The sequence below is a fragment of the Arthrobacter sp. NPDC057013 genome, assembly GCF_042674585.1.
Taxonomy (GTDB): Bacteria; Actinomycetota; Actinomycetes; order Actinomycetales; family Micrococcaceae; genus Arthrobacter.
In genome coordinates this window covers 192,165-216,519 of record NZ_JBHUSE010000001.1, presented here as the reverse complement: position 1 = coordinate 216,519, position 24,355 = coordinate 192,165, and the positions used below count along the sequence as shown (strand labels likewise).

Below are 24,355 nucleotides of genomic sequence, written 5' to 3'. Positions count from 1 at the left end.
CCCCAGCGCACCCATCCGTCACAGTGGAATGGAACTGACAAATCATGGAAGAACACACCCTGCACCGATCACCGCGGACGGCCGTCGCCGGACACGCGAAACACAACGCACCGGTGGACCCGGCGCCTGACCCAGCTGCCGGCGTCGGACTTGGTCTGCATACCGGCCATGACGCGCATGACGACCACGTGGTGCACACCCACGGCCAGCACGCCGGGCACAGCACCGCGATGTTCAAGAACCGGTTCTGGCTGACTTTGGCTTTGTCCGTTCCCGTAGTGTTCTTCAGCCCGATGTTCGGGGACCTGCTCGGCTACATGCCGCCCGAGTTCCCGGGGTCCGCATGGATCCCGCCTGTGCTGGGCACCGTCGTCTTTCTATACGGCGGCCAGCCGTTCCTCAAGGGCGGCCTGAATGAACTCCGGGCACGCCGCCCGGGCATGATGCTGCTGATCGCCATGGCCATCAGCGTCGCATTCGTTGCCTCCTGGGTGACCACCCTGGGCATCGGCGGCTTTGACCTCGACTTCTGGTGGGAGCTTGCCCTGCTCGTGGCCATCATGCTCCTGGGCCACTGGATCGAGATGCGCGCACTCGGCTCGGCCCAGGGAGCCCTGGAGGCGCTCGCAGCACTGCTGCCCGACGAAGCGGAACGAATCACCGCTGCCGGCACCGAGACAGTCACTGTCTCCGAGCTCCGGGCCGGGGACCTCGTGCTGATCCGGTCCGGGGCGCGGATGCCCGCGGATGGAACGGTGACCGAGGGGCGGGCTGAATTCGACGAATCGATGATCACCGGCGAATCCAAAACGGTCCCCCGCTCCCCCGGCGACGCAGTCATCGCCGGCACCGTGGCCACGGACAACACGGTCAGGGTCCGCATCACCGCCGTCGGCGAGGACACCGCGCTGGCCGGCATCCAACGCCTCGTGGCCGAAGCACAGGCCTCATCATCAAGGGCGCAGGCCCTTGCCGACCGGGCCGCGGCGTTCCTCTTCTACTTCGCCGCGGGCGCCGGCGTCATCACCTTCATCGCCTGGACCCTACTGGGCAGTGTCCCGGAAGCGGTGACCCGCACGGTCACCGTCCTGGTGATCGCCTGCCCGCACGCCCTCGGCCTGGCCATTCCGCTGGTGATCGCGATCTCCACCGAGCAGGCGGCCCGCGCCGGGGTACTGATCAAAAACCGGATGGCACTGGAGCGTATGCGCACCGTCGGCGTCGTGCTGTTCGACAAGACCGGCACGCTGACCAAAGGTGAGCCGGAGCTACGGGAGGCTGTAGCCGCCGACGGCGTAACCCGGGATGAGCTGCTGACCCTCGCCGCCGCGGTGGAAGCGGACAGCGAACACCCTGTGGCGCGTGCAATCGTCCGGGCGGCGCGGGAAGAGGGCCTTTCCGTTCCCCAGGCAACCGGCTTCAGGTCCATGACAGGCCGTGGCGTGAGCGCCCACGTGGACAGCCGTGCTGTTCATGTGGGCGGGCCATCCCTGCTGCGGGAACTCGCCGTCACCGAACCCGCTGAGCTGGCCGCGACCACCGGGGCCTGGATGGACCGCGGCGCCGCCGTGCTCCACGTCCTGGCCGACGGAAGGGTACTGGGCGCCGTTAGCCTAGAAGACGCCGTCCGGGCCGAGTCCCGGCAGGCCGTCGCGGCCTTGCAGGACCGCGGCATCAAGGTGGCCATGATCACCGGCGACGCCCGGCAGGTGGCGCAGGCCGTCGCGGACGAACTGAACATCGATGAGGTCTTCGCCGAGGTCCTGCCCGCGGACAAGGACAAGAAGGTCAGCGAACTCCAGAACCGGGGCCTCAAGGTGGCGATGGTGGGCGACGGCGTCAACGACTCCCCCGCCCTGGCCCGGGCCGAGGTTGGCATCGCAATCGGCGCCGGAACCGACGTCGCCGTGGAATCGGCCGGCGTGGTACTGGCCGGCAACGATCCCCGGGCAGTGCTTTCCCTGGTGGACCTGTCCCGCGCCAGCTACCGCAAGATGTGGCAGAACCTGGTGTGGGCCAGGGCTACAACGTCATCTCCGTCCCGCTGGCAGCGGGGGTGCTGGCCTTCGCCGGAGTCACACTCTCCCCGGCGGCCGGTGCCGTGCTCATGTCAGTGTCCACGATCGTCGTCGCACTTAACGCCCAATTGCTGCGCCGGGTCAAGCTGAATCCGGCGCAGGTGCGCTGAACCTGCGGACGCAACCATCCATGCCGGAGCCCGCGGCCCGGTAGCCTAAAACCACACTGGTCGGCACGGAAGGAGGAATTGTCATGCCTGCATACCGCAGCAATGCGGCGACGTTCCTGCGCAGTGCCGGACTCTTTTCCCTGGTGCTCGCCATTATTGCCGGGATCTTCGGCATGCATGTCATGAACGGCCACCACCTCACGCACGGCCCGACCGTCGCGATGGCGGCCGCGGAATCCCACGGGCACCCGCACCCCGCAGACGAGGCCACCCACGGCATGAGTCCTGATGCTGTTCCCGCGGCCACGGGTCATGCGGTCTCGGCTGCGGCAGGATGTCCCGACGGGGACTGCATCGGAACCCAGTCAATGACCTTCTCATGCATCCCCGCGGGCAAGACCGGCACATTGGCCGTGCCGGCGCCGGGTACTTCCATATTGGCAGCGCTGGTCGGTGCCGGCCCGGCAGGACCGGCGAGGAGAGGCTATGCCTATCTCCCCGGAACGCCTTCGCCGTGTCAACTGTCCATCAGCCGGACGTAAAACAGGACACTGCCGGGACCGCTCCGGCGCAAGCCCCAGAGGCGCGGCGATGTCCGCGTGTTCGCGCGCGGATTGAAGCGCGCCATCCTCCTTTCCGGCGCCCCAGCGCCGATTGAACGCTGAAGGACCTGATCCAAATGAACAAGAAGTTTCTGACCCTTTCCACCGCCGCCGTCGCTGCGGCAATCACCCTGGCCGGCTGCGGCAGTGGGTCCGGCGGCGGCACCACTACAACCGGAACCGCGCCGGCCACCGCGACGTCCGGCAGTGCCAGCGCATCCGCTGCCGCCCACAATTCCGCCGACACGATGTTCGCCCAGATGATGATCCCGCACCACGCACAGGCCGTGGAGATGAGTGACGTGATCCTCAAGAAGCAGAACGTGCCAGCCAAGGTCACCGCCCTCGCAGAAAAGATCAAGGCGGCCCAGTCCCCCGAGATTGAAACTATGACGGGCTGGCTGAAGAGCTGGAATGAATCCACGGCGGCGCCCGGCGGGCATGACATGTCCAGCCACGGGGCCATGGGCGGCATGATGAGCGCCGACGACATGAAGAAACTCGACGCCGCCCAGGGCGCCGAGGCCGCGAAGCTGTTCCTGGCCCAGATGATCACGCACCACCAGGGCGCCATCATGATGGCAAACGTCGAGAAGGACGGCGGACAGAACCCCGACGCTGTTGCCCTGGCCAAGAACATCAGCACCGCGCAGCAGAAGGAAATCCAGGAGATGAAGGACCTGCTGGCCGCTTTATAGCCAGCACCCCGGCTGGCACCGGCGGCCCAGCGCGGCGTACCCTGGCGGGCCCTACGCTGTGCAGGTGGCCTTTCCCTTGCCGGCGTAGCTGCAACTCAGGACCGCCTGGTCGCCGGGCCAAACGGTGGCGGCGTTAATCGCCATGGTGGTGGCCGTTTGCTGCCACGGTCCGAAGGCGATGCCGCCGCCTGCGCCCAGCAGCACCGTCACCGCGACTATCAAGGACAGCCCGTGGGCACACCGCAAAGTTGGCGCGCGGTGAGGGGAACCGTGATAGTCGCGGACTGCCCCTTCACCGCGGCCGGAGCGTTGGCGGCGAGCGTGACCTGGAAGCAGACCACGGTGCTGCCGCCCTTGGGAACAGCGGCTGAGCTCAGGCCGGTGGTGGCCGTCAGCGCCGTGTTGTAGCCGGTGGTGACTGAGCACTCGGCCGTGGTCGCGCCGATCTTGGCGTTGACGGTCAGGGATGCCGCGAGCGTGCCAGTTCCCACGTTGGCCACATTCGCGCTTTCGGCGGTGACGCTGATGCTGAAGGTTCCGCCGGCGTCGGAGGCGTTCACCACCGTTGCACTGGCGTAGGCCGAGGTCCCCGGCGTCAGGGAAGCGGCAGTGGAGTTGAGCGACAGAATGGCGGCCTGCCCATTGGCGAGCGTCATCGGGCTGCTCGCCCCGGAAGGGGACCCGGTGAGGTTAACGGTGAACGACGCGGCTTGCACTGTTCCGGGCGCGGCGGTGGTGGCGGCATTCCACAGCGCGTACGTGCCCTGAACGGCCAGCAGGCCCAGGAGCACCGCAGTGGCAATCAGCGCCGCTGCCCGCAAAGCACGCGGGACGCGCATGGTTCCTCCTCCCGGCCTGCCGATCACGTTCGTCTGGGTCGTGCGGCCGCGCGGCCGCACAACCCGCCGGTATCAGACTAGGACAGGCCGGACTGGGTGACCTGGTTCAGGGCGAAACCGACGCTGCCGAAGTTGTAGGCCTTGGTCACGTCCGAACGGCCCGTGGTGCTGGACAGGAATTCAAAGGTGATGGTGGCGGTGACAGTCTGCGAGGTCTTCAGCGGGTTGGCGACCGGGGTGCTGCCGATCGTCAGGGCGGGCGCGGAAACCACCACGTTCGCCGGCGTAAAGCCGTTGACGGCGCCGGTGCCCGTCGCCGTAACGTTCGCGGCCATCTTGTCACCGGTCAGTGTCACGGTCAGGGCCTGGGTGTAGGTCAACTTGTCGCCCGGAACCACCTTGTAGGTGGAGATATCGATGGTGGCACCGTTGCGGTCAGTCCAGGTGCCGGTGGCAGCGGCGACGTTCAGGTCACCGGCGATGACGGTACCGGGGGCGCCGGAGGCCGAGGCGTTCCAGGAGGCCAGGGTGCCGCCGCCGCCCAGCAGCAGTGCAGCGCCAACGGCGATGGCGGCGGTTCCCTTGATGAGTGCGCTGTTCTTCATGATGAGACCCTTCAAAATTTGTACGGATGGTTTCCTTCTGCACAGAACAATGCCGGGCAGGCCTCAGGACAATATGCGCTAAATGATCAGGATTCACTCAAGATTTTCAGGGCGGTGTGGCACCGGAATGATCAGTTCAGTCCTCGAAATGGGTCGCTGCCGCCGGCGTGCCCGAAAAACCTGCCACGATCTCCTCGGCGAGGTCATGCAGCTTCTGGTTCCGCGTACTGGAGCTGCGCCGAAGGATCTCGAAGGCTTCCTCGTGGGAGCAGCGGTTCTGTGCCATGATGATGCCGCGGGCCAGGTCGATCGCCGTCCGGCTTTCCATGGCGGCCCTCAGGTCTTCCGCGAGCTGGTCCGCGGCCGCGATCCTCAGCGCCAGACGCAGGGCCTGCGCGGCCATGACAGCGAAAACCTCGGCATCGGAGACGGCGTCCTCAGTGAACAGGCCGGTGGCCGGAGCGAAAAAGTTCAGGACCCCTGCCGCGTTCGGCCCCAGATCAAGGGGCATGCCCAGAACGCTCTTGCATCCCGCGGCTTCGAGAGTCTTGCGGTACCGCGGCCAGCGCCCGTCCGTGGCAACATCACCAAGGAGCACCGGGTTCCCGGTCTGAAGCGCCTCCTCGCAGGGCCCTTCTCCCAGGCGGTCTTCGATTCCGTCCAGCATCACCGCTTCATCGCTGCTGCCCGCAATCGTTGCGCTGCGCTTTCGCCGGTGAAGCGTCACGGCGCACTGGATCGGGGCGCCCGCGGACCGCGTCAGCGCTGTGGCCGCGAAACTGGCCATTCGGTCCAGGAAGCCCTTGATGTCCTCGGAATTGGTGATCAGGGCGTGAAGCTGCTCGAAGTCGTCCGACTGATCTCCGGTGCCCATAACCACAAACGTTAGAAGCAGCCGCCCAGCAGGACAAGACTGTGGGAGAGTCAGCAAGTGACAGTGCCCTGGTAGGGGGTTCCGGTCCAGACGTTGCCGGGAGCTGCCGTGTAGTTGCCGCGGACCTGGTACGTCCAGGTGCCTTTGGTTGCTGGGTGAGCTGAGTATGACCCGTTGGTGGTTTGAACTGCGGTTCCGCTCGGGTCGAGCAGGATGAACTGGTACGAGGTTGCCCGCGGCACCGTTCCGTAGTTATTAACGGTGACGTTCAGGGCGCGGCCGCTGCCGCAGGTGGCCGTCACGCTAGCGTTGACTGGTGCGGGGAGGACCAGAGTGGCCGCTGTGACCTGGCCAGAAGCCTTGCCGGTGAACGCCGCCTGGGCGATGGCCGGTGCACCCACCAGCAGCATTGCGATTCCGGTGACGCAGACGGCACGCCGGACCCGGGACACGTTCTTCGTGTCGGCGGGCTGACGGCTACCGGACACGGGCTGCGGCTTGCGCCGGCGCACCGTCCGCCCCATCCCGGGACCCCTTTACAGTGTCGGGTCCCTTTCGCCAGATCCTGGCCAGAAGCATCAGCACCAGAATGCCCGGCGCCGCGTACGTCAGAACCATCAGGACCGCCGGTTCGCGCAGGGACCGGATCACTGTTCCAAGGTAGGGTACTGTGGCGGCTTGAACGTCCACGGTGTCACCCTGGATGGTGGCCTGCCAGGGGTCTGCGCCGTTGTTGGCGTCGCCTTTGGTGCGCACCGTTGTGGTCCCGTTGCTGTTGCGTTTGAGTTCGACGATCCGGTGCGTCTCGACGCGCCGATCTTCCACCGGGATCTTGTAGGTGATGATGTCCCCGGCCTTCAGGGAGCCGACCGGGGACGGGACCGAGACCACAACATCGCCCGGGTTGATCAGCGGGGCCATGGAACCGGTGAGCATGGTGGATGTCTGATACCCCAGGAACCGGGGGCCAACGGCCAGGAAAAGGAAGGCCGCAAGAGCGACAACCATGAGCACGGTTGTCACCGTGCTCACCACGACGCGGCCCACCGTGCGCAATGCGCCGGCGGCCGGAACCGCTGGGTTAGCCGTGCCTGATGCGGGGGCTCCCGTTGCAGCTGTCATGGCTGTCTGCCTTCCGTGAGGGCCCCCTCCGCCGCTGTTGGGGGTCAGTCGGCGGAGGGGACGTTCGGGGGTTACTTGTCGGTGCCGGAGCGCTGCGTGCCGGTGAAGGTCAGGTCGATGGTGCTGCTCTTGGCCTGGAAGCCGTTGTCGGCACCCGTGGGCAGGGTCAGGGTAACCCGGAGGTAGTCTGTCTTGTTGGCCGCGACACTGGTGAGGTTGGACAGCGGCAGGTCGGTGCCGATGACCGCGCGGGAAGCCAGGACACTGGTCGTGGTGCCGCCGGTGCACGTGTAGGTGTAGGCCGGTGCGGTGCCTGCTTCCGTCCACGGCACGGAGCAGTTGTCGATGTTCAGCTGCAGGCCACTGGTCGGGTCGGTGTTCAGCACCGAGGTGGCGCCAGCGGCCGCAGCGGTGGTCAGCTTGATGCCGGCCAGTGCCTGATTGCCGGCGGCGTTGCTCAGGGTGACTGCCCGCTGGACGGTGTCGCCCGGGACCAGCCCGGTGGCGGCTACGGTAAGGCGGCTGGCGGCACCGGTGCCCAGGGCGATAGCCACGGTGCCGGACGAGACGTCAGTGGACGCCGAGGTGGTGGAGGTGAAGGCACCGTATGTGCCGAGTCCTGCGACGGCGGCTGCGCTGCCGACCAGTGCCAGGGAGGCGACGACCTTGCCGGTGGTGGAGTTCAGGTTGAGACCCATGATGGCGAACATCCGTTTCTTGGTGGAGTCCGACCTGCGGACTGAGTGGGACCGGTCTTCGGTGCCGGTGATGACCACTTTGTGCCGGGAACCTCAAGGATTCTGGCGGCGACGGGTCAATACTCGATCAAGATATTTCCGCCCTGCCTCAAGGTTTGCTCAAGCTGCACCTTGGGGGCCCTGCGTAGTTGAGTGGCGTGGTGGTGAGGGAGGAAAACCCCCTGCTTACAGGTGGTATCTTGAGTCACCGTCCCATTTGGGCGGTGACAACACTTTGGCGGCCGCCGCGTACACTGATGTGCGCTTCCGGGCGCTGTGCAAAAGGAAGCTGGGGCTTTTATGCGCATTTTGAAAAAGTTGCGCGCCGCAAGCGGCGCGCTGGCCGTTGCCGCAATGCTGGCCATGACGACGGCGGTTCCGGCAGGTGCGATCACCGGGGACTACGTCAAGGACACCGAGCACCCCTTCGTGGGGCTGATCGTTTTCTACGATTCCAATGGCGGGTTCAACCACAGGTGCTCGGGCTCACTGCTGACGCCGACGGTGTTCCTCACCGCGGGGCACTGCACGGCAGGCGCCTCCTCGGCACGCGTCTACTTCCAGCAGGACGCCGGCGTGGACTGGAGCCCGCAGACCGGGATTGATCCCGACACCGGCTACCCGAGCACCTGCGCGGCGGGAACCGAGGGGACCCTGTGCGCCACCTCCCTCAAGATGTACAACTACGGCTACACCAGCATGGACGCGGTGCCCGAAACCAAGGACGCCGGGCTGGTGATCCTGGACCAGCCCATCGAGCTCAGCGAATACGGCCGCCTCGCCGCGGCGGGAACCCTCGACTCGCTGGGCTCCAAACGCGGGCAGCAGGAAACCACGTTCACGTCCAGCGGCTTCGGAATCTCCGCGGCCAGTCCGTCCGCAGGCGAGACCTCCTTCCGGGAACGGCTCATGGCAGAGTCCAAGCTGACGAACCTCAACAGCGCCAGCGCCGACGGCTACAACGTCCAGACCAACGGCAACGGCAACGGCCTGGGCGGCACCTGCAACGCTGACTCCGGCGGCCCGCTGTTCTACGGCACCTCCGAGTCGAACATCATCACCGGCATCACGTCGTTCAACCACAACCGGTACTGCAAGGGGACGAACTTCTCCTACCGCACGGACCGGCAGGACGTGATCGACTGGATCAAGGCCAGCACGGGAGCCGAGTTCAGCCAGATCAAGTTCGCTTCCGCCGTCGTCGGCTAACGCATTGCTGTGGCTCGTCCTCGCCCTGTTCCTGTCCGTGTTTGCCGGATTGGGCGGGTTCTAGCGGGCGCAAGGCAAAGGTGAGCGGACGACGGCGGGTGGCCACCCGCCGTCGTCCGTTCACCTGCTTGCTCCCCTGGTTCCGGCTGTTACGCCAGGAACTCAGCCGCGGCCTTAACCGCAACCGTCCGCACGGCATACACCGGGGCGAACACCGGCCGCTTGGGCATCAGGGGTGCCGGCGCCGGGTCGTGGACGAGCGGCAGGGCGGCGCGCTGCATAGCGATCCGCTGCCATGCCCACGGCAGGAAGTAGTTACGCGCCCAGGCGAGGTCCCCGGCACGGGCGTCGCGCCAGTTGCTGTTCGGCAGCGCCTTCGGCTCCAGCGGCTGGAGCGAGTGCTGCACCTGCAGCGTGTTCAGGACCTGCATGGCGATGGTGTGGTGGCCCAGTGGTGAGAAATGCAGCCGGTCCGGGTCCCACATCCGGGGATCCCGGAGCCCCGGCAGGGTCCACAGATCCACCAGCAGGCAGTCATGCGCGGCGGCGACAATCCGGATGTTCTCGTTGAAGATGGCCACCCTGGAACGGCTCCGTCCCAGGAACGGCGTGTGCCGCCAGTCCGGCCCGGCGAACAGCATGATCGTGGCACCGGTGCCACTCAGCCGTTCGACGCCGGCCTCCAATTTGGCCGCCAACTTGTCCGGGTCGGTGCGGTGGAACACCATGTCATTGCCGCCGGCGGACAGCGTTATCAGGTCCGGCTTCAGCTCCAGCGCCGGTTCGGTCTGCCTGTCAAGAATCTGGTCCAAGAGCAGGCCACGGATGGCCAGGTTGGCGTACGCAAAGTCCTTCCGCTCAGCGCTGAGCTCCTCTGCCACCCGGTCCGCCCAGCCCCGGAGCCCTCCGGCGCAGCGTTCCTCGGGGTCGCCGACACCCTCGGTAAACGAATCTCCCATTGCCACATACCGGCTCCAAGGGTGTGAAGCCGTTGCGTCCGCAGCGGAGTTTCGGGGTCCAAATCGGCCGATGTGTTTCATCGCCTCGTCCTCTCCCTTACGCCCCTGGCGCGGTACGCCTGCGGCGTTATCCAAGGAACGTTCGAACGCTGCGGGAAATTCCTGAAAAGTTCCCCCGTTTGTGAAAAATTTCCTCGCCGGGCAATTAATCCATTTGGTGTATTATTCTTCCTGCCCGCACGCTGCGCGCCGTCCCAACCGCCGATGCACGCAAGGAGCCACCGTGAGCCTGCCGGGCTGCTGGCCGGCGTCATTGCGTGCATCACTGCGAGCCTCGTGGCGTTCCTGCTCGGCCGGGCTGGCCGGGCTGGGTGTCCGGGCCCTGGCCGCACGCCGACGCTTGGGCAGTCCGACTGGCAATCCGTTCGGTCCCATCCCATAGGTCACCGGCTCTCCCGGTGTTAGATTCAAGGTGCCTGCGCCCCTCTGACCTGCAAGGAGCTTCCAGTGTTGCTGATCGGCGGCCTTCCGGCCCACATTCTCCTGGTCCACGGTGTCGTGGTCTTCGGGCCGCTCGCCGGCCTGGGCGCCGTCGTCTACGGCCTGGCCCGCCCCACCCGCCGGTATCTCGCCTGGCCGCTGGGCGTGCTGGCACTGATCCTGGCCCCGCTGGCGCTCGTCACGGCCTCGGCGGGCGAGCAGCTGCAGGCAACCCGGGGCGCCACCGACGCCATCCAGGCCCACGCCCGGCAGGGCGATATCCTCAAGATCACCGCCGTCGTGTTTTTCTTCCTGGTGCTGCTGATGCTCGCCGCAACGTTCACGCCCCTGGCCGAGACCATTCCCGCGCTGGCCGCATTCCAGCGCTCCCGTCCCGCCCGCATCGGGGCACTGGCCCTGGGCGTGCTAGCCGGCCTCTTCGTCATCTACCAAAGCGTGATCACCGGGCATTCCGGCTCGTTCTCGGTGTGGGGCGGGTAGTTCCGCAGTCTCCCCCGGAATGTCGGCCACGGGTGGTGCCAGCCACGGGACCGACGACGGGCTGGGTGTGCCCTCTGGCATGGGGACCATCGGGCCGGTCCGCCGCCGGCCTCTTTCAGATTACGCCCCCTGGTTGGATTGTGGCCGGATAGTCGGGGCAGCGGGCGGACGGCGGCGCCCCGCGACTGCCAGTTTTCCGTTGACGGTTCCGTGGAGGTAACCGACACTGGGTCGATGAGCGACAGCGATGATGAGAAAGAGTCCACCGTCGAGCAGGTGGTGGAACGGCTTGCCGGGCGGTTCCCGGAAGCCGACCGGGGACGGATTGCCGGGATCGTTTCCGAGGAATATGACGCGCTCGACTCCGGCCGGATCAGAACGTTCATCCCCACCCTGGTTGAAAAGGGCGCGAAGACGCGGCTCCGCCGTGAATTTGCCGCTGAAGGTTCCGGGGCCGGCGCTTAAGCTACGTGAGGCCCCCAAGCTACTCCCAGCTTTCTCCAAGCCTGGCAAGACAGATTTGTCATACGCCGAACAGGCCGGCTATCACGGGCAATGATGGCAGGTTGATTCGCCGGGCCCGGAATGTTCCCCATGCTTTCCGGGCCCGGCGGAAAGGCCCCCGGGCGAATGCCGGGGTACCGCCCGTGAGTTGGCGCGCCAAAGGTTTTTCCAAGGTATGCCCCCGAGAATTTTGCTTGCCGGACACTCGTCTGCCGCGCGACAACCGGGTGGCACCGGGAACGGCGGAGCCCTCCCCGGGCCCGGTGCCTTGACAGCAGCGATGTGCGCGACTTAGGCCCCGGCCCAGCGGCGGAGTGTGCTGTTGACCAGGCCAATGAGGACAGCTGTCCACCAGCAGGCCTGCGAGATGCTGAGCGCCACCATGAGACGAAGCCGCAGCCTGCGGCCGAGTTCCCCGAAGCGCGTGCACGCGGGCAGGGCCAGCAGCTGGTGCATGGCCGGCGCGATACTCAGGCCGTTGAGCATGAGCGCGAGGACACAGGCGAGCTTGATGACGGTGACCGGGTTGGTCAGGTCGGGGTCGATGAGGGAGCCCGAGACCAGGAGCAGGGCAAGTCCGCCCCAGATCAGCGGCTTCGCGGCGGCTTCCAGCCTCCCGGACTCGTGCATCTGCACCTTGCCCAGCAGCCACAGCAGGCCCAGCCAGTCGACCACCAGGATGGTGCCGAAGGACAGCACGAGGGCAAGGATGTGGACGGCCAAGCCGATCCGGTGAAGTTCAGGCCCGCAGTCGATGAAGTGCCCCACCAGCAGTGAGGCCGCCCACCCCGCCGTGCACAACACTCCGAGCAGAACCAGCCGGAGCCGCGGGCTTTTCGGACCTTTCAACACATGGCCGGTCTGTGGCTTGCGAAGGGACTGCGGTGCGCCGGGCGGTGCCGGAGCAGGTGCTGCTGGGGACATGCTGCTGCCTTTCAAGGTCGCCGGCGGACAGCCGGCGGGTGCGCCCGTGCTGCGGTGCACGGGGCCATGCGAGGGGAGAGGGATGGTCCGTAGTTAGGACAACCTAAATCGGCAGATTACAGCCCGCGCTTGCAATTAGGCAAACAAAATGTTCGCTAATTTCTCCACCGCATGTTGTAAGTCCGGCGTGTCGCCCTGTGTCCGCTCGCCGTTCTGCCGAAGAGGGCCACCCGGGAACGATCCAAGCGGCACGGCACACCCCTACCTGTTGACGGCGAGCCCCGAGGACGGAAGCGGTGGAAGAGGCGGAAGCGGCAGCGGTGCATCGGTCGTCGAAGGGGCGGTTGGTCCCAGATCCAGGTCGGCCCCCGGTCCCTGGTTGACAACGACACCGGGCAATGTGGTGTCCCCCGGTCCGCCGTAGACCTGACGGCAGACCTGCCCGCCAGCCACGGCAAGCACCGGAATCAACAGCAGCAGCAGCAGCATCTTCCTCACCACGCACCGCCCTCCGCTCGCCCTTGAATCTCCAATTCTGACTCCCACCTTCGCGGTTGCACCATGGGAAAAGGGCACGGAAACGGACCCCCATTCGTTGCCGGCCAACCCGTTTCGGGGGTGCCGTCATAGGGTTTTCCTAGGCAGTCGGGGTGTCACGGCCCTGTCTGCGGACTGCGGTCCGCCACGTCGCGCAGGTGTGCGAGCATGGCGCCCGGAGTGTCGCCCGGGTGCGCCGCCATCTGCCGCAGCAGCCCCAGCCGGACCTGCTCATCCGTGTTGGCGTCAGTCAGAATTTCCAGGATCAAGCGCTGGATTTGGCGGGAAATAACACCTCCGCTCGGTGCTGCGTCCGGTGCGCCCGCCGCCTCCATTACCGGGCGAAGCGCCAGTCCAACCACCCGGCGTTCCGTAACAGGCAGCGCGGCCGGCGTCGGATCCTGCAGTCCCCGGGAGCCGCTGCCCTGTTCGGCGCTGTCCTGACCCGGTGTCGGTGCCGGCAATGCATGGTTCGGCATGCCTCACGCTCCCTTCTTGGTGCCTCCGATCCTTGCCGGGCAGTCGTGGAATCAGCCGGTAAACGTTCAGAAGAGATGAGGGGCGGTGCCCTATCCATCCTGGGGGCGCCAGACCGGGCGCGGGAAATCAGGGGGCCGCATTCAGGGACGGCGACCCGGCCAGCCGCGGGGCCTCCAAGTTTTCCGCAGGACGGCCATGACAGGGTGGCCGCCGCTTGGAGCGCTGACCGCGGCCTCGCCGGCACGGGTGGCCCTGCGTTTCTGGGAATTTGCAGGCAGCTCCCTGAGAAATCTTTGACAATTCTTGGATTATCCCTGCACCTATCCTCGACGGGTTATCCCTAGCGTTGAGCCATGCAGCCAACAGCCATCCCCACAGCGTCCGCCAGGGGAATCCCCTCAACGGAAATCCCGCCGTAATGGGCGCTGCGAGGATGGGCGCGGCGCAAAATTCCTAATGCCCCGGGAGTTATCTGGGCGCAGGGAAAAATATGTGCGCCGCCAGCCACTGTCCGCATCGGCCGACGCAGCCGAATCCCCCAAACCCCGTCCTGACCTCCTGTTTTATAGGGGGACCAGTGAGGGGTTGAGGGGGACACGGCCCACCCTTCAGGGCCAACCCGTGCACAGGATTTTCTAAATCGCGCACCTGGATACTTCATTCGAAGCGTCAGACAGGCGGCGCCGCACAGACGGACAGACCCTGTTGCGCGCGGCACATTTTTCAGGGCGCCAGGGCATTTTCCTGGCTCCCAGGTAAGTCAATTTTCCAGTAGAAGTTTCCGGCAGGCTGTGGGGTCCAGGAATGAAGCACTTAAGAATTATTTTGTATTCGCACGACTCTCTCGGGCTGGGACATGTGCGGCGAAACCTCGCGCTGGCCGGCGCCCTGAGCAGCCAGCTGCCCGGCCTGACCGGCCGGCCGGTCACCGGTGTGCTGGTGGCCGGAACTGCCCTCGCGCCGGGGTTCCGCATCCCCAAAGGGTGGGACTGGGTGATACTGCCCGGCGTCATGAAAGGCGCGGACGGCTACGAGCCCCGGAACCTCTCCGTCCCCATGCAGGACCTCGTCTCCCTGCGAGGCAAGCTGCTGGACTCGCTGCTGCAGGGCTTCAACCCGGACCTGGTGATCGTGGACCGGCACGCGACAGGCGTCCATCTGGAACTCGAGGCAGCCCTGCGCAAGCTCCGTGCCCGCGGGAAAGCCCGGGTGGTGCTGGGGCTGCGCGAAGTGCTGGACTCCCCCGCGGCGGCCATCGCCGAATGGGACGGCATCGGCGGTCCCCGCCGGGTGCAGGAGCTCTTTGACGCAGTCTGGATTTACGGCGACCGCTCCGTCCATGATCCCGTGGCTACCGGCGAAATCCCCTTCTCACTGCGGCGGATGGTCAGCTACACCGGGTACCTGGCAGCCGGCCGGCCGAAGGGTTCGGGAAAGTTGAAGATGCCCGGCAGGTACGTCATGACCACCGTCGGCGGCGGCGCAGACGGCTACGCGCTGGCAAAGCTGGCAGCGGCCGCCCCGCTGCCCGCCGGCCTCGGGCACCTCATTGTGGCCGGACCCCAGATGCCCGAAGCGCAAAGGCGCGACCTGCGCCGCACGGCGGGTCCCGGCGTCGTAATTGTGAAGGCACTGGAGGACATGCTGGCGCACATCAGCAACGCCGACGCGCTGGTTTCCATGGGCGGCTACAACTCCGTTTGCGAAATCCTCAGCACGGCGGTTCCCGCGCTGATCGTGCCGCGGGACCATTCCCGCAGCGAGCAGAGGATCCGGGCTGCGTCCCTCGCCGCCGCCGGATACCTCGAACAGCATGAACTGGCCACGCTGACGCCGGACGCCCTGGCAGGCTGGCTCGCGAGCCGGGCAGGGGCCAAGGTAGACCGCCGGGGCGCGCAGCTCAACGGGCTGTCCCGGGTTCCGGGGCTGGCCGCCGAGCTTCTCAAGGCGTCCGGACTTCCGGCACCGCTCCGGCCCCTCAGTCAGCAGATCACCAGCGAGCCGCTGGTCGGCGCCCAGCTCGGCAGCCTGGCCCAGAGCCTGCGGGGAGGTGCGGCACGTGCTGCAGTCTGAGCCGGTCACCGCCTACGTCCTGAAGATGTATCCCCGCTTCTCCGAAACGTTCATCGTCTCGGAAATCCTTGCCCGTGAGGCCGCCGGCGAACGGATCGAAATCTTCGCCCTCCGCCCCACCACCGACGCCAGGTTCCACCCAGAACTGGCGCGCATCAAAGCCCCGGTCACCTATGTTGGCCGGCCGCAGTCCACCAGCGGGGTGTGGGAAAGCTTCCGCAAAGCCGCCTCGGCCGGCCTGACCGGCGACGTGGCCCGGGCTTTCGGGGACCTCGCCGCAGCCGACCCGGACGACGCCGTCCAGGCCATCAACCTGGCCGCCGAGCTGCAGCGCCGCGAAGCCCGCCACCTGCATGCGCACTTTGCCTCGGCCGCGACCGCCGTCACCCGGCTCGCCTCCCTGATCACCGGCATCCCCTATTCGTTCACGGCGCACGCGGCGGACATTTTCCGCGACAGCGTGAGCCCGGACGGGCTGCGGGCGAAGCTGGCCGGCGCCCATCACGTGGTGACCATCAGCGACTACAACCTCCAGTACCTGCGCCGCCACTTTCCGCAGCAGGCCGAGCGGCTCCGCCTGGTGCGGAACGGCCTGGAACTGGCCCGTTTCCCCTACCGGGACCCGCGGCCGGTCGGCAGCACGGTGCGGGTGGCCGCCGTCGGACGGCTCGTGGAGAAGAAGGGTTTCCAGCACCTGCTCCCGGCACTGGCCTCACTCATCGCTTCCGGTGTCCGTCTGGACGTGCGCATCGCCGGCAGCGGCCTAATGGCCGAGGAACTGCAGTCGGGGATCGACGGGCTCGGGCTGAGCCGCCAGGTCCGGATGCTCGGCCCGCAGACCCAGGACCAGATCCACGAACTGCTGGACTGGGCCGACGTTTTCGTGGCACCGTGCGTGGTGGGGGCGGACGGCAACGCCGACGGCATCCCCACCGTCCTGCTCGAGGCCATGGCCACCGGCACACCCTGCGTCTCCACCGCCGTCACCGGCATCCCAGAGGTGGTCCGCGACGGCCACACCGGCCTCCTCATCGAACCCGGCGACCCCGTTCTGCTTGCCCGGGCGATCAGGCGGATCACGTCCCCCGGGACGGACAGGACGCTGCTGGCCCGGAATGCGCGGGCGCTCATCGAACGCGAGTACGACGCCGGGCGGCAGGCCGCTGCCTTGCGGCGCCTCTCGTTCCAGACAGCTGTGCAACGGCCTGTTGCACCACCGGAAGCGCGAACGGACACTTGCGGCCCCGGCGCTGAGGGCAGCAAATGTCCCCTCGCGCTCACCGGAGCTGCGATGGATGTCCCGTCCCCGCAAACGGAGGCGGTGGCCTGATGCGCGTCGCCTACATCTGTGCGGACCGCGGCGTCCCCGTCTTCGGGACCAAGGGTTCCTCGGTCCACGTCCAGGAAATCGTGCGGGCCTGGCGCCGGGCCGGGGCAGACGTCACTGTCTACTGCACCCGCGCCGGCACTGACCGGCCGGCAGACCTGGCCGGGCTGCCCGTCGTCGAAATTTTGCCTCGCCGCGCTTCCGGGGCGGAGCCGGAGCACGCCGTCCGCGAAGCGGCAGTTGCCCTGGCCATGGCCGTTATCCGGGACGGCTGCGACGTGGTCTACGAGCGCTATTCGCTCTTCAGCCCTGCCCTGGCCATGGTTAGCTTCGCCGGGCCCCTGCGGATCCCTGCCGTGCTGGAGGTCAACGCCCCGCTGATCGAGGAACAGCGGCAGTACCGCGAACTCCACGACGCCGGACTGGCGGAACGGATGCTGCGGACGAACGCCGCCGCGGCCAGCGTGGTGGCCTGCGTTTCGGAGCCCGTGGTGCGGTGGGTTGAGGGCCGCGTTACCGGGGCGCGGACGGTTCTGGCGCCCAACGGCGTCAACACCGAACGCATCACGCCGCGGCTTCTCGGCCGGGACCATTCCGGCCCCCTCACCGTAGCGTTCGTGGGAACGCTGAAGCCCTGGCACGGCGTGGCCTATCTGCTTGCGGCGGTGGCCCAGGCCAACCTCCGCCGGGTCGGACCCTCCTGGCGCGCAAAGATCATTGGCGACGGACCGTGCCGGCAGGAGCTGGAGTGGACCGCCGGGCAGCTGGGCGTGGACGCCGAGTTCACCGGCGCGGTGGCTCCGGGCTCCGTGCCCGGGCTGCTGCATGAATGCGACGCAGCCGCCGCACCCTACCCGGCACCGGAGCCCGGCCGGGACGACTACTTCTCACCGCTGAAGGTCTACGAATACCTGGCCGCGGGCCTGCCCGTGGTCGCGTCCAGCGTCGGGCAGATTCCGTCCATCCTGCAGCACGAACGCACCGGTCTGCTGGTGAAACCGGGCGACCGGGGTGCGATTGCCGCCGCCCTGGGGCGTCTCGGGGCCGACGCAGCCCTGCGGCAGGGCCTGGGCGCCCGGGCGAGGAATGCCGCCGTCGGGCTTTACAGCTGGGACAGCGTCCTGGCAACCATCCGCCAAGCACTGACGTCCGAGAGGAGCGTGGCCTGACCATGGGGTCAAGAGCTGCACGGAACAACGTCCCGACCAGGCCGGAGTCGGGGCTGCGGCGGACGCTGCGCTGCGTCCGTCCGCACCTGCAGGGCCACCGCTGGCTGATGGCGGGCGGATTCTCCGCCCTGGCGTTCGACGTCGTCTTCCGCCTCATCGAGCCATGGCCGGTGAAGATGGTGGTGGACGCCGTCTCCCGCGCCTTGGGCGCGACGCTGCGGAAGCCCGGACCCTCCATGGAAGCGGGCCTTGAGACCCTGCTGCTGTGCGGCGCCTTTGTGGTGGCGATCGCCATCGGGCGGGCGGTGGCCAACTACTGGTCCGCGATCTGTTTCGCGCTGGTCGGGTCCCGGGTGGCGTCGGACCTGCGGGCCCGCGCGTTCCGCCACGTGCAGAGTCTGTCCATGCGCCACCACACCCGCGCGTCCACCGGGGACACGGTCCAGCGCCTGGTGGGCGACGTGTCCCGGCTGCAGGAGGTGGCCGTGACCGCCGGGCTGCCGCTGCTGGGCAACATGCTCACCCTTCTGCTGATGACCGGAATCCTGCTGTGGCTCGACCCGCTGCTGGCGCTGGTGGTTTTCCTGGCCGGCGGGGTGTTCGCGCTCCTGTCCCGTTCGAGTTCCGGGCGGATCACCGCTGCGGCTGGCAATTCCCGGAAGGGTGAGGGAAACCTCGCCACCACCGCTGCGCAGACCCTCGGCGCCATCCGCGAAGTCCAGGCCTACGGGCTCGAGGACACCATCAGCTCCGGCTTCCGCAAGAGCAACCAGGCCACCTTGGGCACAGGCGTTGCGGCGCTACGGCTGGCGGCCGGGCTGGAGCGGCGCACCGATGTGCTGATCGGCGTTGCGACGGCGGTTGTCCTGGCCGGCGGCGGCTGGCGGGTGTTGGAGCACGCGATCACCCCCGGCGACCTGGTGGTGTTCCTGATGTACCTGAAGACCGGGATGAAGCCGCTGAAGGATCTGGCCAAGCAGACCGGCAGGATCGCGCGCGCCACCGCCTCCGGCGAGCGCGTCGCGGACCTGCTCGAAGCCCAGACGGACCTGCCCGAGGCTCCGCACGCCCGGCCCCTCCGGTCCGCCGCCCCGGACATCGTGCTGGACAACGTCTCCGCAGGGCACGGCGAGGGAACCGTGCTGCACGGGATCACCCTTCGGATTCCGGCGGGCGAGCATGTCGCCATCCTGGGCCCCTCCGGCGCCGGCAAGTCCACGCTGGCTTCACTGATCCTGCGCATGATTGACCCCAGCACCGGGTCCGTCCGGGTGGGCGGCGAGGACCTGCGCGACCTTCGGATCGCGTCGGTCCGCTCGCACGTGTCCATCCTGCTGCAGGACTCCGTCCTCTTCGGAACCTCGGTGCGGGACAACATCCGCTTCGGCCGGCTGGACGCGACGGACGCAGAGATCGAGGAGGCCGCCGTCCTGGCCCAGGCCGACGGTTTCATCCGCGCCCTGCCCAACGGCTACGACACCGTGCTGGGCGAGGCGGCGAAGGATCTCTCGGGCGGCCAGCGGCAGCGGATCGCGATTGCCCGGGCCATCCTCCGGCAGGCGCCCATCGTCATCCTGGACGAGGCCACCGCCGGGCTGGATCCCGTGTCGCGGAACTCCGTGCTGCAGGCGCTCGCGGCGTTGACCCGCGAGCGCACGTCCATCACCATCACCCACGACGCCCACTCTGCGCGCTCCTGCGACAGGATCATCTGGCTGGAGCACGGCCGCGTCATCGAGGCCGGCCGCCCCGAGGACCTGCTCCTGGACACCGGCTCACGGTTCGCGCAGTGGATGGAGGAGCAGGGGCTTGGTGCACGGGTGGATGAACGTGACCGGCTCGACGGCGCTGGTCCCGCGGCCGTCGCTGTTGGTGCTTCGGACGCCGTCAGGGTGGACGTGCCATGATCACCCTGGCACCCCGCGTGGCGCACGCCGAACGTTCCCTCGCCCGCCGCGATGCCGCGCTTGCCGGCCTCCCCTACCTGCTGGACAACGGCCGCCTCTCCGAGCTGCTCGGCGAAGCCGTCCGGGTCACGCGCGTCCGCTACAAGCCGGGCACCTCCCTGCTGGTGGCGTTCCGCCGCGTGCGCAACGGCAGCTTCGACTACGGCTGGGCCATGACCCGCTCCCCCGCCAGCAGCGGCAAACTCCTGGAACGCGAACACACCGCCCGCAGCCGCGGCGGGGACATGCGCATCCTCAGGCCGGACCCCGGGCACCCGGACACCCTGGTGGCGGTGGGCGGCGTCGAGGACGACTGGGCCCTGCACAGGAACCTCAGCTGGCTGAGGAAGGACGGTATCGACAGGTTGGGCCTCCGCTACGCGCCATACCCGGCCCTGCTGACCGGCAGCAGCGTGCTGCGCTACAAGCCGGAACGGCGGCTGGTCCTTTTAGCCCGCAAGGCGAGCACCGCCGTCGTGATTAAAACGGCGGCCAAGCCCGCCGGCCCCGGGCACGAAACCCAATTCCTGAACCGGCTCCGTCGCCACGGCGTCCCCATCCTGCCGCAGATTGCCGACGCCGAATGCCTCGCCAACGGAATCAGCGCCAGCACTGCGTGGGGTACAGGGGACCTCGCCGCGGGCGGCGACACCGCCGATGCGCGCGCCGCCGCGTACACGGCGGGACAGGCGCTGGCCGCACTCCACGCCATTCCAGTCGGCGGTACTCATGGTCCGGGCACCCGTCCCGGCCCGGAAAACCCGGGCCCCGCGGCGCAACTGAAGGCCACGCGGAGCATGGTTTCGGCCCTGCTCCCGGAGCTCGAACCGCTGGCCAGAGACCTTGAAAGCAGGCTCACTGCCGTCCTTGAGCGGACCCGGAGGGCACCGGTCCTGGTCCACGGGGACTTCTCGCCCGACCAGGTGCTGGTGGGAGATTCCGAGGTGCGCCTGATCGATTTCGACCGGGCGGGCACCGGGGCGGCGGAGGCCGACCTAGGATCGTTCGCCGCCGCCGAAGAGGCTTTCGGTGGCGTGTTGGAGGGCGGTTCGCCCTCCAGCGACGTTCCCGACGGCGGAACTCGCGCCGGCGGAGCTCGCGCCGGCGCTCCTGCCGGGGGACGCAAAACGGCCCTGCTCGCCGAGGGCTACCTGGACGCCGGGGGTCGGTTTTCGCAAGCCGCTGTCGATGCCTGGGTCGCGTACCGGCTCTTCAACAGCAGTGTTGACCCCTTCCGCGACCGGTTCCCCGAGTGGGCCGCCGGCATGACCTGGCACCTCGGCCGGGCAAAGGAGCTGATCGCATGACCTGGCATCCGCCTGTCCCCCGCCGGATAACCGACGCCGCGGGCACGGTCTGGTCCGTCCAGCGCGCCTGGCCCGGCACATCACCGGGTTCCTACGACATGGAAGTGCGCTGCCCGGACCGGAACGGTGTTCTGGCAGGGCATTTCAGCGGCGGCGCCTTCGAGGCCATCACCGTGGATGATCACCGGCTTCCCGCCCTCGCGGCAGAGTCGGCCAAGGGCGAGATGGTGGTGCACCGCGCCCACAAGCGCGCCGTTGTCCGGGCTCCCGGGACATACATCAAGGTCTTCCGCCCCGGCCGGGCACTGGCCGCAGCCGCCAGCCACAACATCACCGCAGCTGCCCTGATCGAGGGCGGCTTCGACACGCCACGGCTGGTCAGTGTGGGCCCCGATGTCCTGGCTTTCAGCCGGCTGGCCGGGCGGTCATTCTTCGAGCTGGGGCAAAGCCGGGCCGGCATCACCGATCAGGCTGGAATGACAGGCCAGGCCGGAATCAGCGACGCTGCCTATGCCGCGCTGTGGAAGCGGTGGTCTGAGGCCTGGGTAAGGTCCGTGACCGCCGCCGGCAGTCCTTCCTTCCAGGACAGTCTCCACCGGCTTCCGCTCCGTGATGCCGAAAAGGAGGCCGCGAGCCTGCAGCGCTGGGTGGGTCACTGGCTTCGGCACAGCGACGGCATCGCCGCGGCTGCTCCCGCCCGCGCCGTGCTCCTCGCCCGTGCGCAGGCGGTCACCGTCAGCCTGCTCGGCGCACACCCGGACCCTGTCGGTTGGGCCCACGGAGACCTGCACGACAAGCAAATGCTCGGGGGCCAGGAGCTCGGCGGGCAGGCACTCGGCGGGCAGACCGTCCTGCGCGCCGCTCCGGCACTTCTGGATTTCGATGAGTCCTGCCGGGCGGAAGCTGCCCTGGACCTGGCCAACCTCGACGTGCACCTGGAACTGCGGTGGCGGCAAAAGCTGCTCACCAGCCGCCGGTATGCCATCGCCCACGCGGCGGTCAAGTCGGCGGCCGAACACCTGCATGTCAGCCCGGACCGCTTCGGCGCCTACGCAGCGTCAACCCGGCTCCGGCTGGCCTGCCTCTACTCGTTCCGCCCGCCGTGGGGCGCCGAGGCCGCGGGCTACCTCGCCTCCGGCCATCTGCCCGCCTGCAACCTGCCGGCCGGTCTTCTCCTCACCCAGGGCCCGGCCCTGCCCGCACGAATCCCGATAGGAGCCTGACATGGACAACCCGCCAACCGCAGCTGGATTACCCACAGCCGGCCTTTCCCTTTCCGTCATCGGCACCGGATACCTCGGCGCCACGCACGCCGTCTGCATGGCCCTGCTGGGCCACCGCGTGGTGGGGATCGACGTCGACGAGAACAAGATCCGTTCCCTGTCCACCGGGCAGCCGCCGTTCTACGAGCCCGGACTGGACAAACTCCTCCGCCGGATGCTGGACAGCGGCCGGCTGAGCTTCACCACCGACTTCTCGGCCGCGGCCGGCGCCGATATCCATTTCCTGTGCGTCGGCACCCCGCAGATGCCCGATTCGCCTGCCGCCGACCTCCGCTTCCTGGACTCGGCGCTTGCCCGGCTGGCGCCGCACCTGGACAGGGGCTGCCTCGTTGTCGGCAAGTCCACGGTTCCGGTGGGCACGGCGGAACGGCTGACCGCTTTCCTCCAGCTGAACGCCCCCGCGGCCGGCCGGGCGGAACTCGCGTGGAACCCGGAGTTCCTGCGTGAAGGGCATGCGGTGGAGGATACCCTGCACCCGGACCGGCTGGTGTTCGGCGTCGCCTCAGACAACGCCCGCGCATTACTGGCCGCCTGCTACGCGCCGGTCATCGCGGACGGCACCCCGGTGGTGGAGACTGACCTCGCCACCGCCGAACTCGTCAAGGCCGCGGCGAACTCGTTCCTGGCCACCAAAATCTCCTACATCAACGCGATGGCCGAAGTCTGCGAAGCCACCGGCGCCGACGTCAACCAGCTCGCCACGGCCCTCTCCTACGACAACCGGATCGGCGGCCGCTTCCTCAAACCCGGCCTCGGTTTCGGCGGCGGCTGCCTGCCCAAAGACATCCGCGCCTTCACCCACCGCGCCAAAGAACTCGGCGTCGGGCAGGCCGTCGGCTTCCTCCAGGAAGTTGACGCCATCAACCAGCGCCGCCGCCAGCGCACCGTGGACCTCATCACCGAAATGGCCTGCGGAGACCTCACCGGCGTCCACGTCACCGTCCTCGGCGCAGCCTTCAAACCCGACTCCGACGACATCCGCGACGCCCCCGCCCTCGACGTCGCCCGCATGCTCCACCAGGCCGGCGCCAACGTCACCGTCTACGACCCCAAAGCCATGGACAACGCCAAGCGAAGCTACCCCGACCTCTCCTACGCGGAAAGCCTCGAAGCCGCCGTGACCGGAGCCGAGATCGTGGCCCTCCTCACCGAATGGGACATCTTCCGCCACGCAGACCCCGCCAAGCTTGGCTCCCTCGTGCAGCTGCGGAACATCGTGGACGGCCGGCACGCCCTGGACGCCGACGCCTACCGCGCCGCCGGCTGGGACTACCGCGCCCTCGGCGCCCCGAACAAGGTGCCCGCCCCGGTCCCCGCAGCAGTCCAGGGGGCCCTCGTCACGGCAGTCCAGGGGGCCCTCGTCACGCACTGACCCGGAGTTTTTGTCCAGATATTCGTCGCTAAAGGCCCCCGAAGTCCGATTATCTGGACAAAAACTCCAAAGAGATGGTCAGGTCCGTCTGCGCCGCCGAGTGGTCCCGGTTCCTGGCCACCATCACCACCGAGTACGGCGCCCTCTGCAACTGACCGCTGCCGGTGCGGCTGAATCCGTTCGACTCGTAGAACGCCTCGGCCGACGCGAGCACGTCATCGGCGCCACCAGACATTGTCAGCAGCACCGTCCACGCGCCGGCGGTCCCGCCCGACCCCTGCAGCTGGCCGGGCGGAACGGGAACGTCAGCCGGCCAGTCCGCGGGCAGGGCCGGCAGTGTGCGGGCACCTTCCCCGCCCTCACCGTCACCGTCAGAACCACGACGCCGGCCGCCGGCCTGAGCGGAAGCCGCACCCGCCGTCGTGCTCCCGGGAATAGAGGACGACGGCGGAACAGCAGCCGGTGCCCGGCTCGCTGCCGCCGGCGCAGTCCCCACAGAGGCGGTGACGGGCGGCACTACCTGTGGCGCCGCACTGCATCCTGCGAGCGCGGCAGTGGCGAGGACCGCCGAAGCGAGTCCCCGCCACAGAACCGACCGATGGTTCATGAGAGCGTGCCG

The 24,355-nt window shown here is 68.0% G+C and carries 24 protein-coding genes and 1 pseudogene; 13 read left to right on the top strand and 12 right to left on the bottom strand.

Annotated features, from left to right (window positions below):
• Positions 1–44 precede the first annotated feature (44 nt).
• The 3 genes and pseudogenes from ACFTSA_RS01055 to ACFTSA_RS01045 all read left to right on the top strand — a co-directional run bounded on the left by ACFTSA_RS01055 (position 45) and on the right by ACFTSA_RS01045 (position 3,488).
• Positions 45–2,188: pseudogene (locus ACFTSA_RS01055) on the top strand (copper-translocating P-type ATPase).
• Between the two features lie 83 nt (positions 2,189–2,271).
• On the top strand, positions 2,272–2,730 hold the full coding sequence (locus tag ACFTSA_RS01050) for a DUF6153 family protein (RefSeq protein WP_377948821.1): 459 nt from the start codon (positions 2,272–2,274) through the stop codon (positions 2,728–2,730).
• A gap of 137 nt (positions 2,731–2,867) precedes the next feature.
• On the top strand, positions 2,868–3,488 hold the full coding sequence (locus ACFTSA_RS01045) for a DUF305 domain-containing protein (protein WP_377948818.1): 621 nt from the start codon (positions 2,868–2,870) through the stop codon (positions 3,486–3,488).
• Between the two features lie 51 nt (positions 3,489–3,539).
• Here the strand turns inward: ACFTSA_RS01045 and ACFTSA_RS01040 are convergent, their stop codons facing one another.
• The 7 genes from ACFTSA_RS01040 to ACFTSA_RS01010 form a co-directional block, all read right to left on the bottom strand.
• Positions 3,540–3,698, bottom strand: coding sequence for a hypothetical protein (locus ACFTSA_RS01040; RefSeq protein ID WP_377948817.1), 159 nt, complete (start codon positions 3,696–3,698; stop codon positions 3,540–3,542).
• 8 nt (positions 3,699–3,706) lie between these two features.
• A complete protein-coding gene (locus ACFTSA_RS01035; protein WP_377948815.1) occupies positions 3,707–4,327 on the bottom strand; it encodes a SipW-dependent-type signal peptide-containing protein in 621 nt (206 codons plus the stop codon).
• Positions 4,328–4,404: 77 nt separating this feature from the next.
• Positions 4,405–4,932: an alternate-type signal peptide domain-containing protein gene (locus ACFTSA_RS01030; RefSeq protein ID WP_377948812.1), complete on the bottom strand. Its 528-nt coding sequence runs from the start codon at positions 4,930–4,932 to the stop codon at positions 4,405–4,407.
• Positions 4,933–5,068: 136 nt separating this feature from the next.
• A complete protein-coding gene (locus tag ACFTSA_RS01025) occupies positions 5,069–5,806 on the bottom strand; it encodes an ANTAR domain-containing protein (RefSeq protein ID WP_377948809.1) in 738 nt (245 codons plus the stop codon).
• Positions 5,807–5,856: 50 nt separating this feature from the next.
• On the bottom strand, positions 5,857–6,294 hold the full coding sequence (locus ACFTSA_RS01020; protein ID WP_377948806.1) for a hypothetical protein: 438 nt from the start codon (positions 6,292–6,294) through the stop codon (positions 5,857–5,859).
• A complete protein-coding gene (locus tag ACFTSA_RS01015; RefSeq protein ID WP_377948805.1) occupies positions 6,284–6,928 on the bottom strand; it encodes a signal peptidase I in 645 nt (214 codons plus the stop codon). Before ACFTSA_RS01015 ends, ACFTSA_RS01020 begins: the two co-directional genes overlap by 11 nt.
• Before the next feature lie 71 nt (positions 6,929–6,999).
• Complete coding sequence (locus ACFTSA_RS01010; protein WP_377948803.1) at positions 7,000–7,704, bottom strand: TasA family protein; 705 nt, start codon at positions 7,702–7,704, stop codon at positions 7,000–7,002.
• Between the two features lie 261 nt (positions 7,705–7,965).
• Here ACFTSA_RS01010 and ACFTSA_RS01005 point away from each other — a divergent pair, with 261 nt between their 5' ends.
• A complete protein-coding gene (locus tag ACFTSA_RS01005) occupies positions 7,966–8,874 on the top strand; it encodes a trypsin-like serine protease (RefSeq protein ID WP_377948801.1) in 909 nt (302 codons plus the stop codon).
• Positions 8,875–9,023: 149 nt separating this feature from the next.
• On the opposite strand, the gene ACFTSA_RS01000 is transcribed toward ACFTSA_RS01005, so the two are convergent.
• Positions 9,024–9,833, bottom strand: a complete 810-nt coding sequence (locus ACFTSA_RS01000) for an SGNH/GDSL hydrolase family protein (RefSeq protein ID WP_377948799.1) — start codon at positions 9,831–9,833, stop codon at positions 9,024–9,026.
• A gap of 507 nt (positions 9,834–10,340) precedes the next feature.
• Here ACFTSA_RS01000 and ACFTSA_RS00995 point away from each other — a divergent pair.
• A complete protein-coding gene (locus ACFTSA_RS00995) occupies positions 10,341–10,814 on the top strand; it encodes a hypothetical protein (protein WP_377948797.1) in 474 nt (157 codons plus the stop codon).
• Positions 10,815–11,048: 234 nt separating this feature from the next.
• Complete coding sequence (locus ACFTSA_RS00990) at positions 11,049–11,279, top strand: three-helix bundle dimerization domain-containing protein (protein WP_377948795.1); 231 nt, start codon at positions 11,049–11,051, stop codon at positions 11,277–11,279.
• A gap of 330 nt (positions 11,280–11,609) precedes the next feature.
• Here the strand turns inward: ACFTSA_RS00990 and ACFTSA_RS00985 are convergent, their stop codons facing one another.
• The 3 genes from ACFTSA_RS00985 to ACFTSA_RS00975 form a co-directional block, all read right to left on the bottom strand.
• Positions 11,610–12,242, bottom strand: a complete 633-nt coding sequence (locus ACFTSA_RS00985; protein ID WP_377948793.1) for a hypothetical protein — start codon at positions 12,240–12,242, stop codon at positions 11,610–11,612.
• A 261-nt stretch (positions 12,243–12,503) separates the two neighbouring features.
• Positions 12,504–12,731, bottom strand: coding sequence for a hypothetical protein (locus tag ACFTSA_RS00980; protein ID WP_377948792.1), 228 nt, complete (start codon positions 12,729–12,731; stop codon positions 12,504–12,506).
• Between the two features lie 164 nt (positions 12,732–12,895).
• On the bottom strand, positions 12,896–13,258 hold the full coding sequence (locus ACFTSA_RS00975) for a hypothetical protein (protein ID WP_377948790.1): 363 nt from the start codon (positions 13,256–13,258) through the stop codon (positions 12,896–12,898).
• Positions 13,259–14,063: 805 nt separating this feature from the next.
• Between ACFTSA_RS00975 and ACFTSA_RS00970 the strand changes: the two genes are divergently transcribed.
• From ACFTSA_RS00970 to ACFTSA_RS00940, 7 genes are read left to right on the top strand one after another with little or no spacing between them, the layout of a single operon-like run.
• Positions 14,064–15,332 (top strand): glycosyltransferase family protein, encoded by a 1,269-nt coding sequence (locus ACFTSA_RS00970; protein WP_377948787.1) that lies wholly within the window; start codon positions 14,064–14,066, stop codon positions 15,330–15,332.
• The gene (locus ACFTSA_RS00965) at positions 15,319–16,662 is read left to right on the top strand and encodes a glycosyltransferase family 4 protein (RefSeq protein ID WP_377948785.1); all 1,344 of its coding nucleotides are present in this window, start codon (positions 15,319–15,321) and stop codon (positions 16,660–16,662) included. The genes ACFTSA_RS00970 and ACFTSA_RS00965 overlap by 14 nt, the downstream gene beginning before the upstream one ends.
• Positions 16,662–17,828, top strand: a complete 1,167-nt coding sequence (locus ACFTSA_RS00960) for a glycosyltransferase family 4 protein (RefSeq protein ID WP_377948784.1) — start codon at positions 16,662–16,664, stop codon at positions 17,826–17,828. The genes ACFTSA_RS00965 and ACFTSA_RS00960 overlap by 1 nt, the downstream gene beginning before the upstream one ends.
• A gap of 2 nt (positions 17,829–17,830) precedes the next feature.
• Positions 17,831–19,735, top strand: a complete 1,905-nt coding sequence (locus tag ACFTSA_RS00955; protein ID WP_377948782.1) for an ABC transporter ATP-binding protein — start codon at positions 17,831–17,833, stop codon at positions 19,733–19,735.
• Positions 19,732–21,081, top strand: a complete 1,350-nt coding sequence (locus ACFTSA_RS00950) for a phosphotransferase family protein (RefSeq protein WP_377948780.1) — start codon at positions 19,732–19,734, stop codon at positions 21,079–21,081. The genes ACFTSA_RS00955 and ACFTSA_RS00950 overlap by 4 nt, the downstream gene beginning before the upstream one ends.
• Complete coding sequence (locus tag ACFTSA_RS00945) at positions 21,078–22,304, top strand: hypothetical protein (RefSeq protein ID WP_377948778.1); 1,227 nt, start codon at positions 21,078–21,080, stop codon at positions 22,302–22,304. Before ACFTSA_RS00950 ends, ACFTSA_RS00945 begins: the two co-directional genes overlap by 4 nt.
• 1 nt (position 22,305) lies before the next feature.
• Positions 22,306–23,736 carry a UDP-glucose dehydrogenase family protein gene (locus tag ACFTSA_RS00940; RefSeq protein ID WP_377948775.1) on the top strand — a complete coding sequence of 477 codons (1,431 nt, stop codon included), beginning with the start codon at positions 22,306–22,308 and terminating at the stop codon, positions 23,734–23,736.
• Between the two features lie 49 nt (positions 23,737–23,785).
• On the opposite strand, the gene ACFTSA_RS00935 is transcribed toward ACFTSA_RS00940, so the two are convergent.
• Positions 23,786–24,343, bottom strand: a complete 558-nt coding sequence (locus ACFTSA_RS00935) for a hypothetical protein (protein ID WP_377948772.1) — start codon at positions 24,341–24,343, stop codon at positions 23,786–23,788.
• Between the last annotated feature and the right edge of the window lie 12 nt (positions 24,344–24,355).

Bases quoted from the DNA above. Each gene is read 5' to 3' on its own strand.
- ACFTSA_RS01050 (WP_377948821.1), top strand. From the start codon at position 2,272: ATGCCTGCATACCGCAGCAATGCGGCGACGTTCCTGCGCAGTGCCGGA.
- ACFTSA_RS01045 (WP_377948818.1), top strand. From the start codon at position 2,868: ATGAACAAGAAGTTTCTGACCCTTTCCACCGCCGCCGTCGCTGCGGCA.
- ACFTSA_RS01035 (WP_377948815.1), bottom strand. From the start codon at position 4,327: ATGCGCGTCCCGCGTGCTTTGCGGGCAGCGGCGCTGATTGCCACTGCG.
- ACFTSA_RS01030 (WP_377948812.1), bottom strand. From the start codon at position 4,932: ATGAAGAACAGCGCACTCATCAAGGGAACCGCCGCCATCGCCGTTGGC.
- ACFTSA_RS01025 (WP_377948809.1), bottom strand. From the start codon at position 5,806: ATGGGCACCGGAGATCAGTCGGACGACTTCGAGCAGCTTCACGCCCTG.
- ACFTSA_RS01015 (WP_377948805.1), bottom strand. From the start codon at position 6,928: ATGACAGCTGCAACGGGAGCCCCCGCATCAGGCACGGCTAACCCAGCG.
- ACFTSA_RS01005 (WP_377948801.1), top strand. From the start codon at position 7,966: ATGCGCATTTTGAAAAAGTTGCGCGCCGCAAGCGGCGCGCTGGCCGTT.
- ACFTSA_RS01000 (WP_377948799.1), bottom strand. From the start codon at position 9,833: ATGGGAGATTCGTTTACCGAGGGTGTCGGCGACCCCGAGGAACGCTGC.
- ACFTSA_RS00990 (WP_377948795.1), top strand. From the start codon at position 11,049: ATGAGCGACAGCGATGATGAGAAAGAGTCCACCGTCGAGCAGGTGGTG.
- ACFTSA_RS00985 (WP_377948793.1), bottom strand. From the start codon at position 12,242: ATGTCCCCAGCAGCACCTGCTCCGGCACCGCCCGGCGCACCGCAGTCC.
- ACFTSA_RS00980 (WP_377948792.1), bottom strand. From the start codon at position 12,731: ATGCTGCTGCTGCTGCTGTTGATTCCGGTGCTTGCCGTGGCTGGCGGG.
- ACFTSA_RS00975 (WP_377948790.1), bottom strand. From the start codon at position 13,258: ATGCCGAACCATGCATTGCCGGCACCGACACCGGGTCAGGACAGCGCC.
- ACFTSA_RS00970 (WP_377948787.1), top strand. From the start codon at position 14,064: ATGAAGCACTTAAGAATTATTTTGTATTCGCACGACTCTCTCGGGCTG.
- ACFTSA_RS00960 (WP_377948784.1), top strand. From the start codon at position 16,662: ATGCGCGTCGCCTACATCTGTGCGGACCGCGGCGTCCCCGTCTTCGGG.
- ACFTSA_RS00955 (WP_377948782.1), top strand. From the start codon at position 17,831: ATGGGGTCAAGAGCTGCACGGAACAACGTCCCGACCAGGCCGGAGTCG.
- ACFTSA_RS00950 (WP_377948780.1), top strand. From the start codon at position 19,732: ATGATCACCCTGGCACCCCGCGTGGCGCACGCCGAACGTTCCCTCGCC.
- ACFTSA_RS00945 (WP_377948778.1), top strand. From the start codon at position 21,078: ATGACCTGGCATCCGCCTGTCCCCCGCCGGATAACCGACGCCGCGGGC.
- ACFTSA_RS00940 (WP_377948775.1), top strand. From the start codon at position 22,306: ATGGACAACCCGCCAACCGCAGCTGGATTACCCACAGCCGGCCTTTCC.
- ACFTSA_RS00935 (WP_377948772.1), bottom strand. From the start codon at position 24,343: ATGAACCATCGGTCGGTTCTGTGGCGGGGACTCGCTTCGGCGGTCCTC.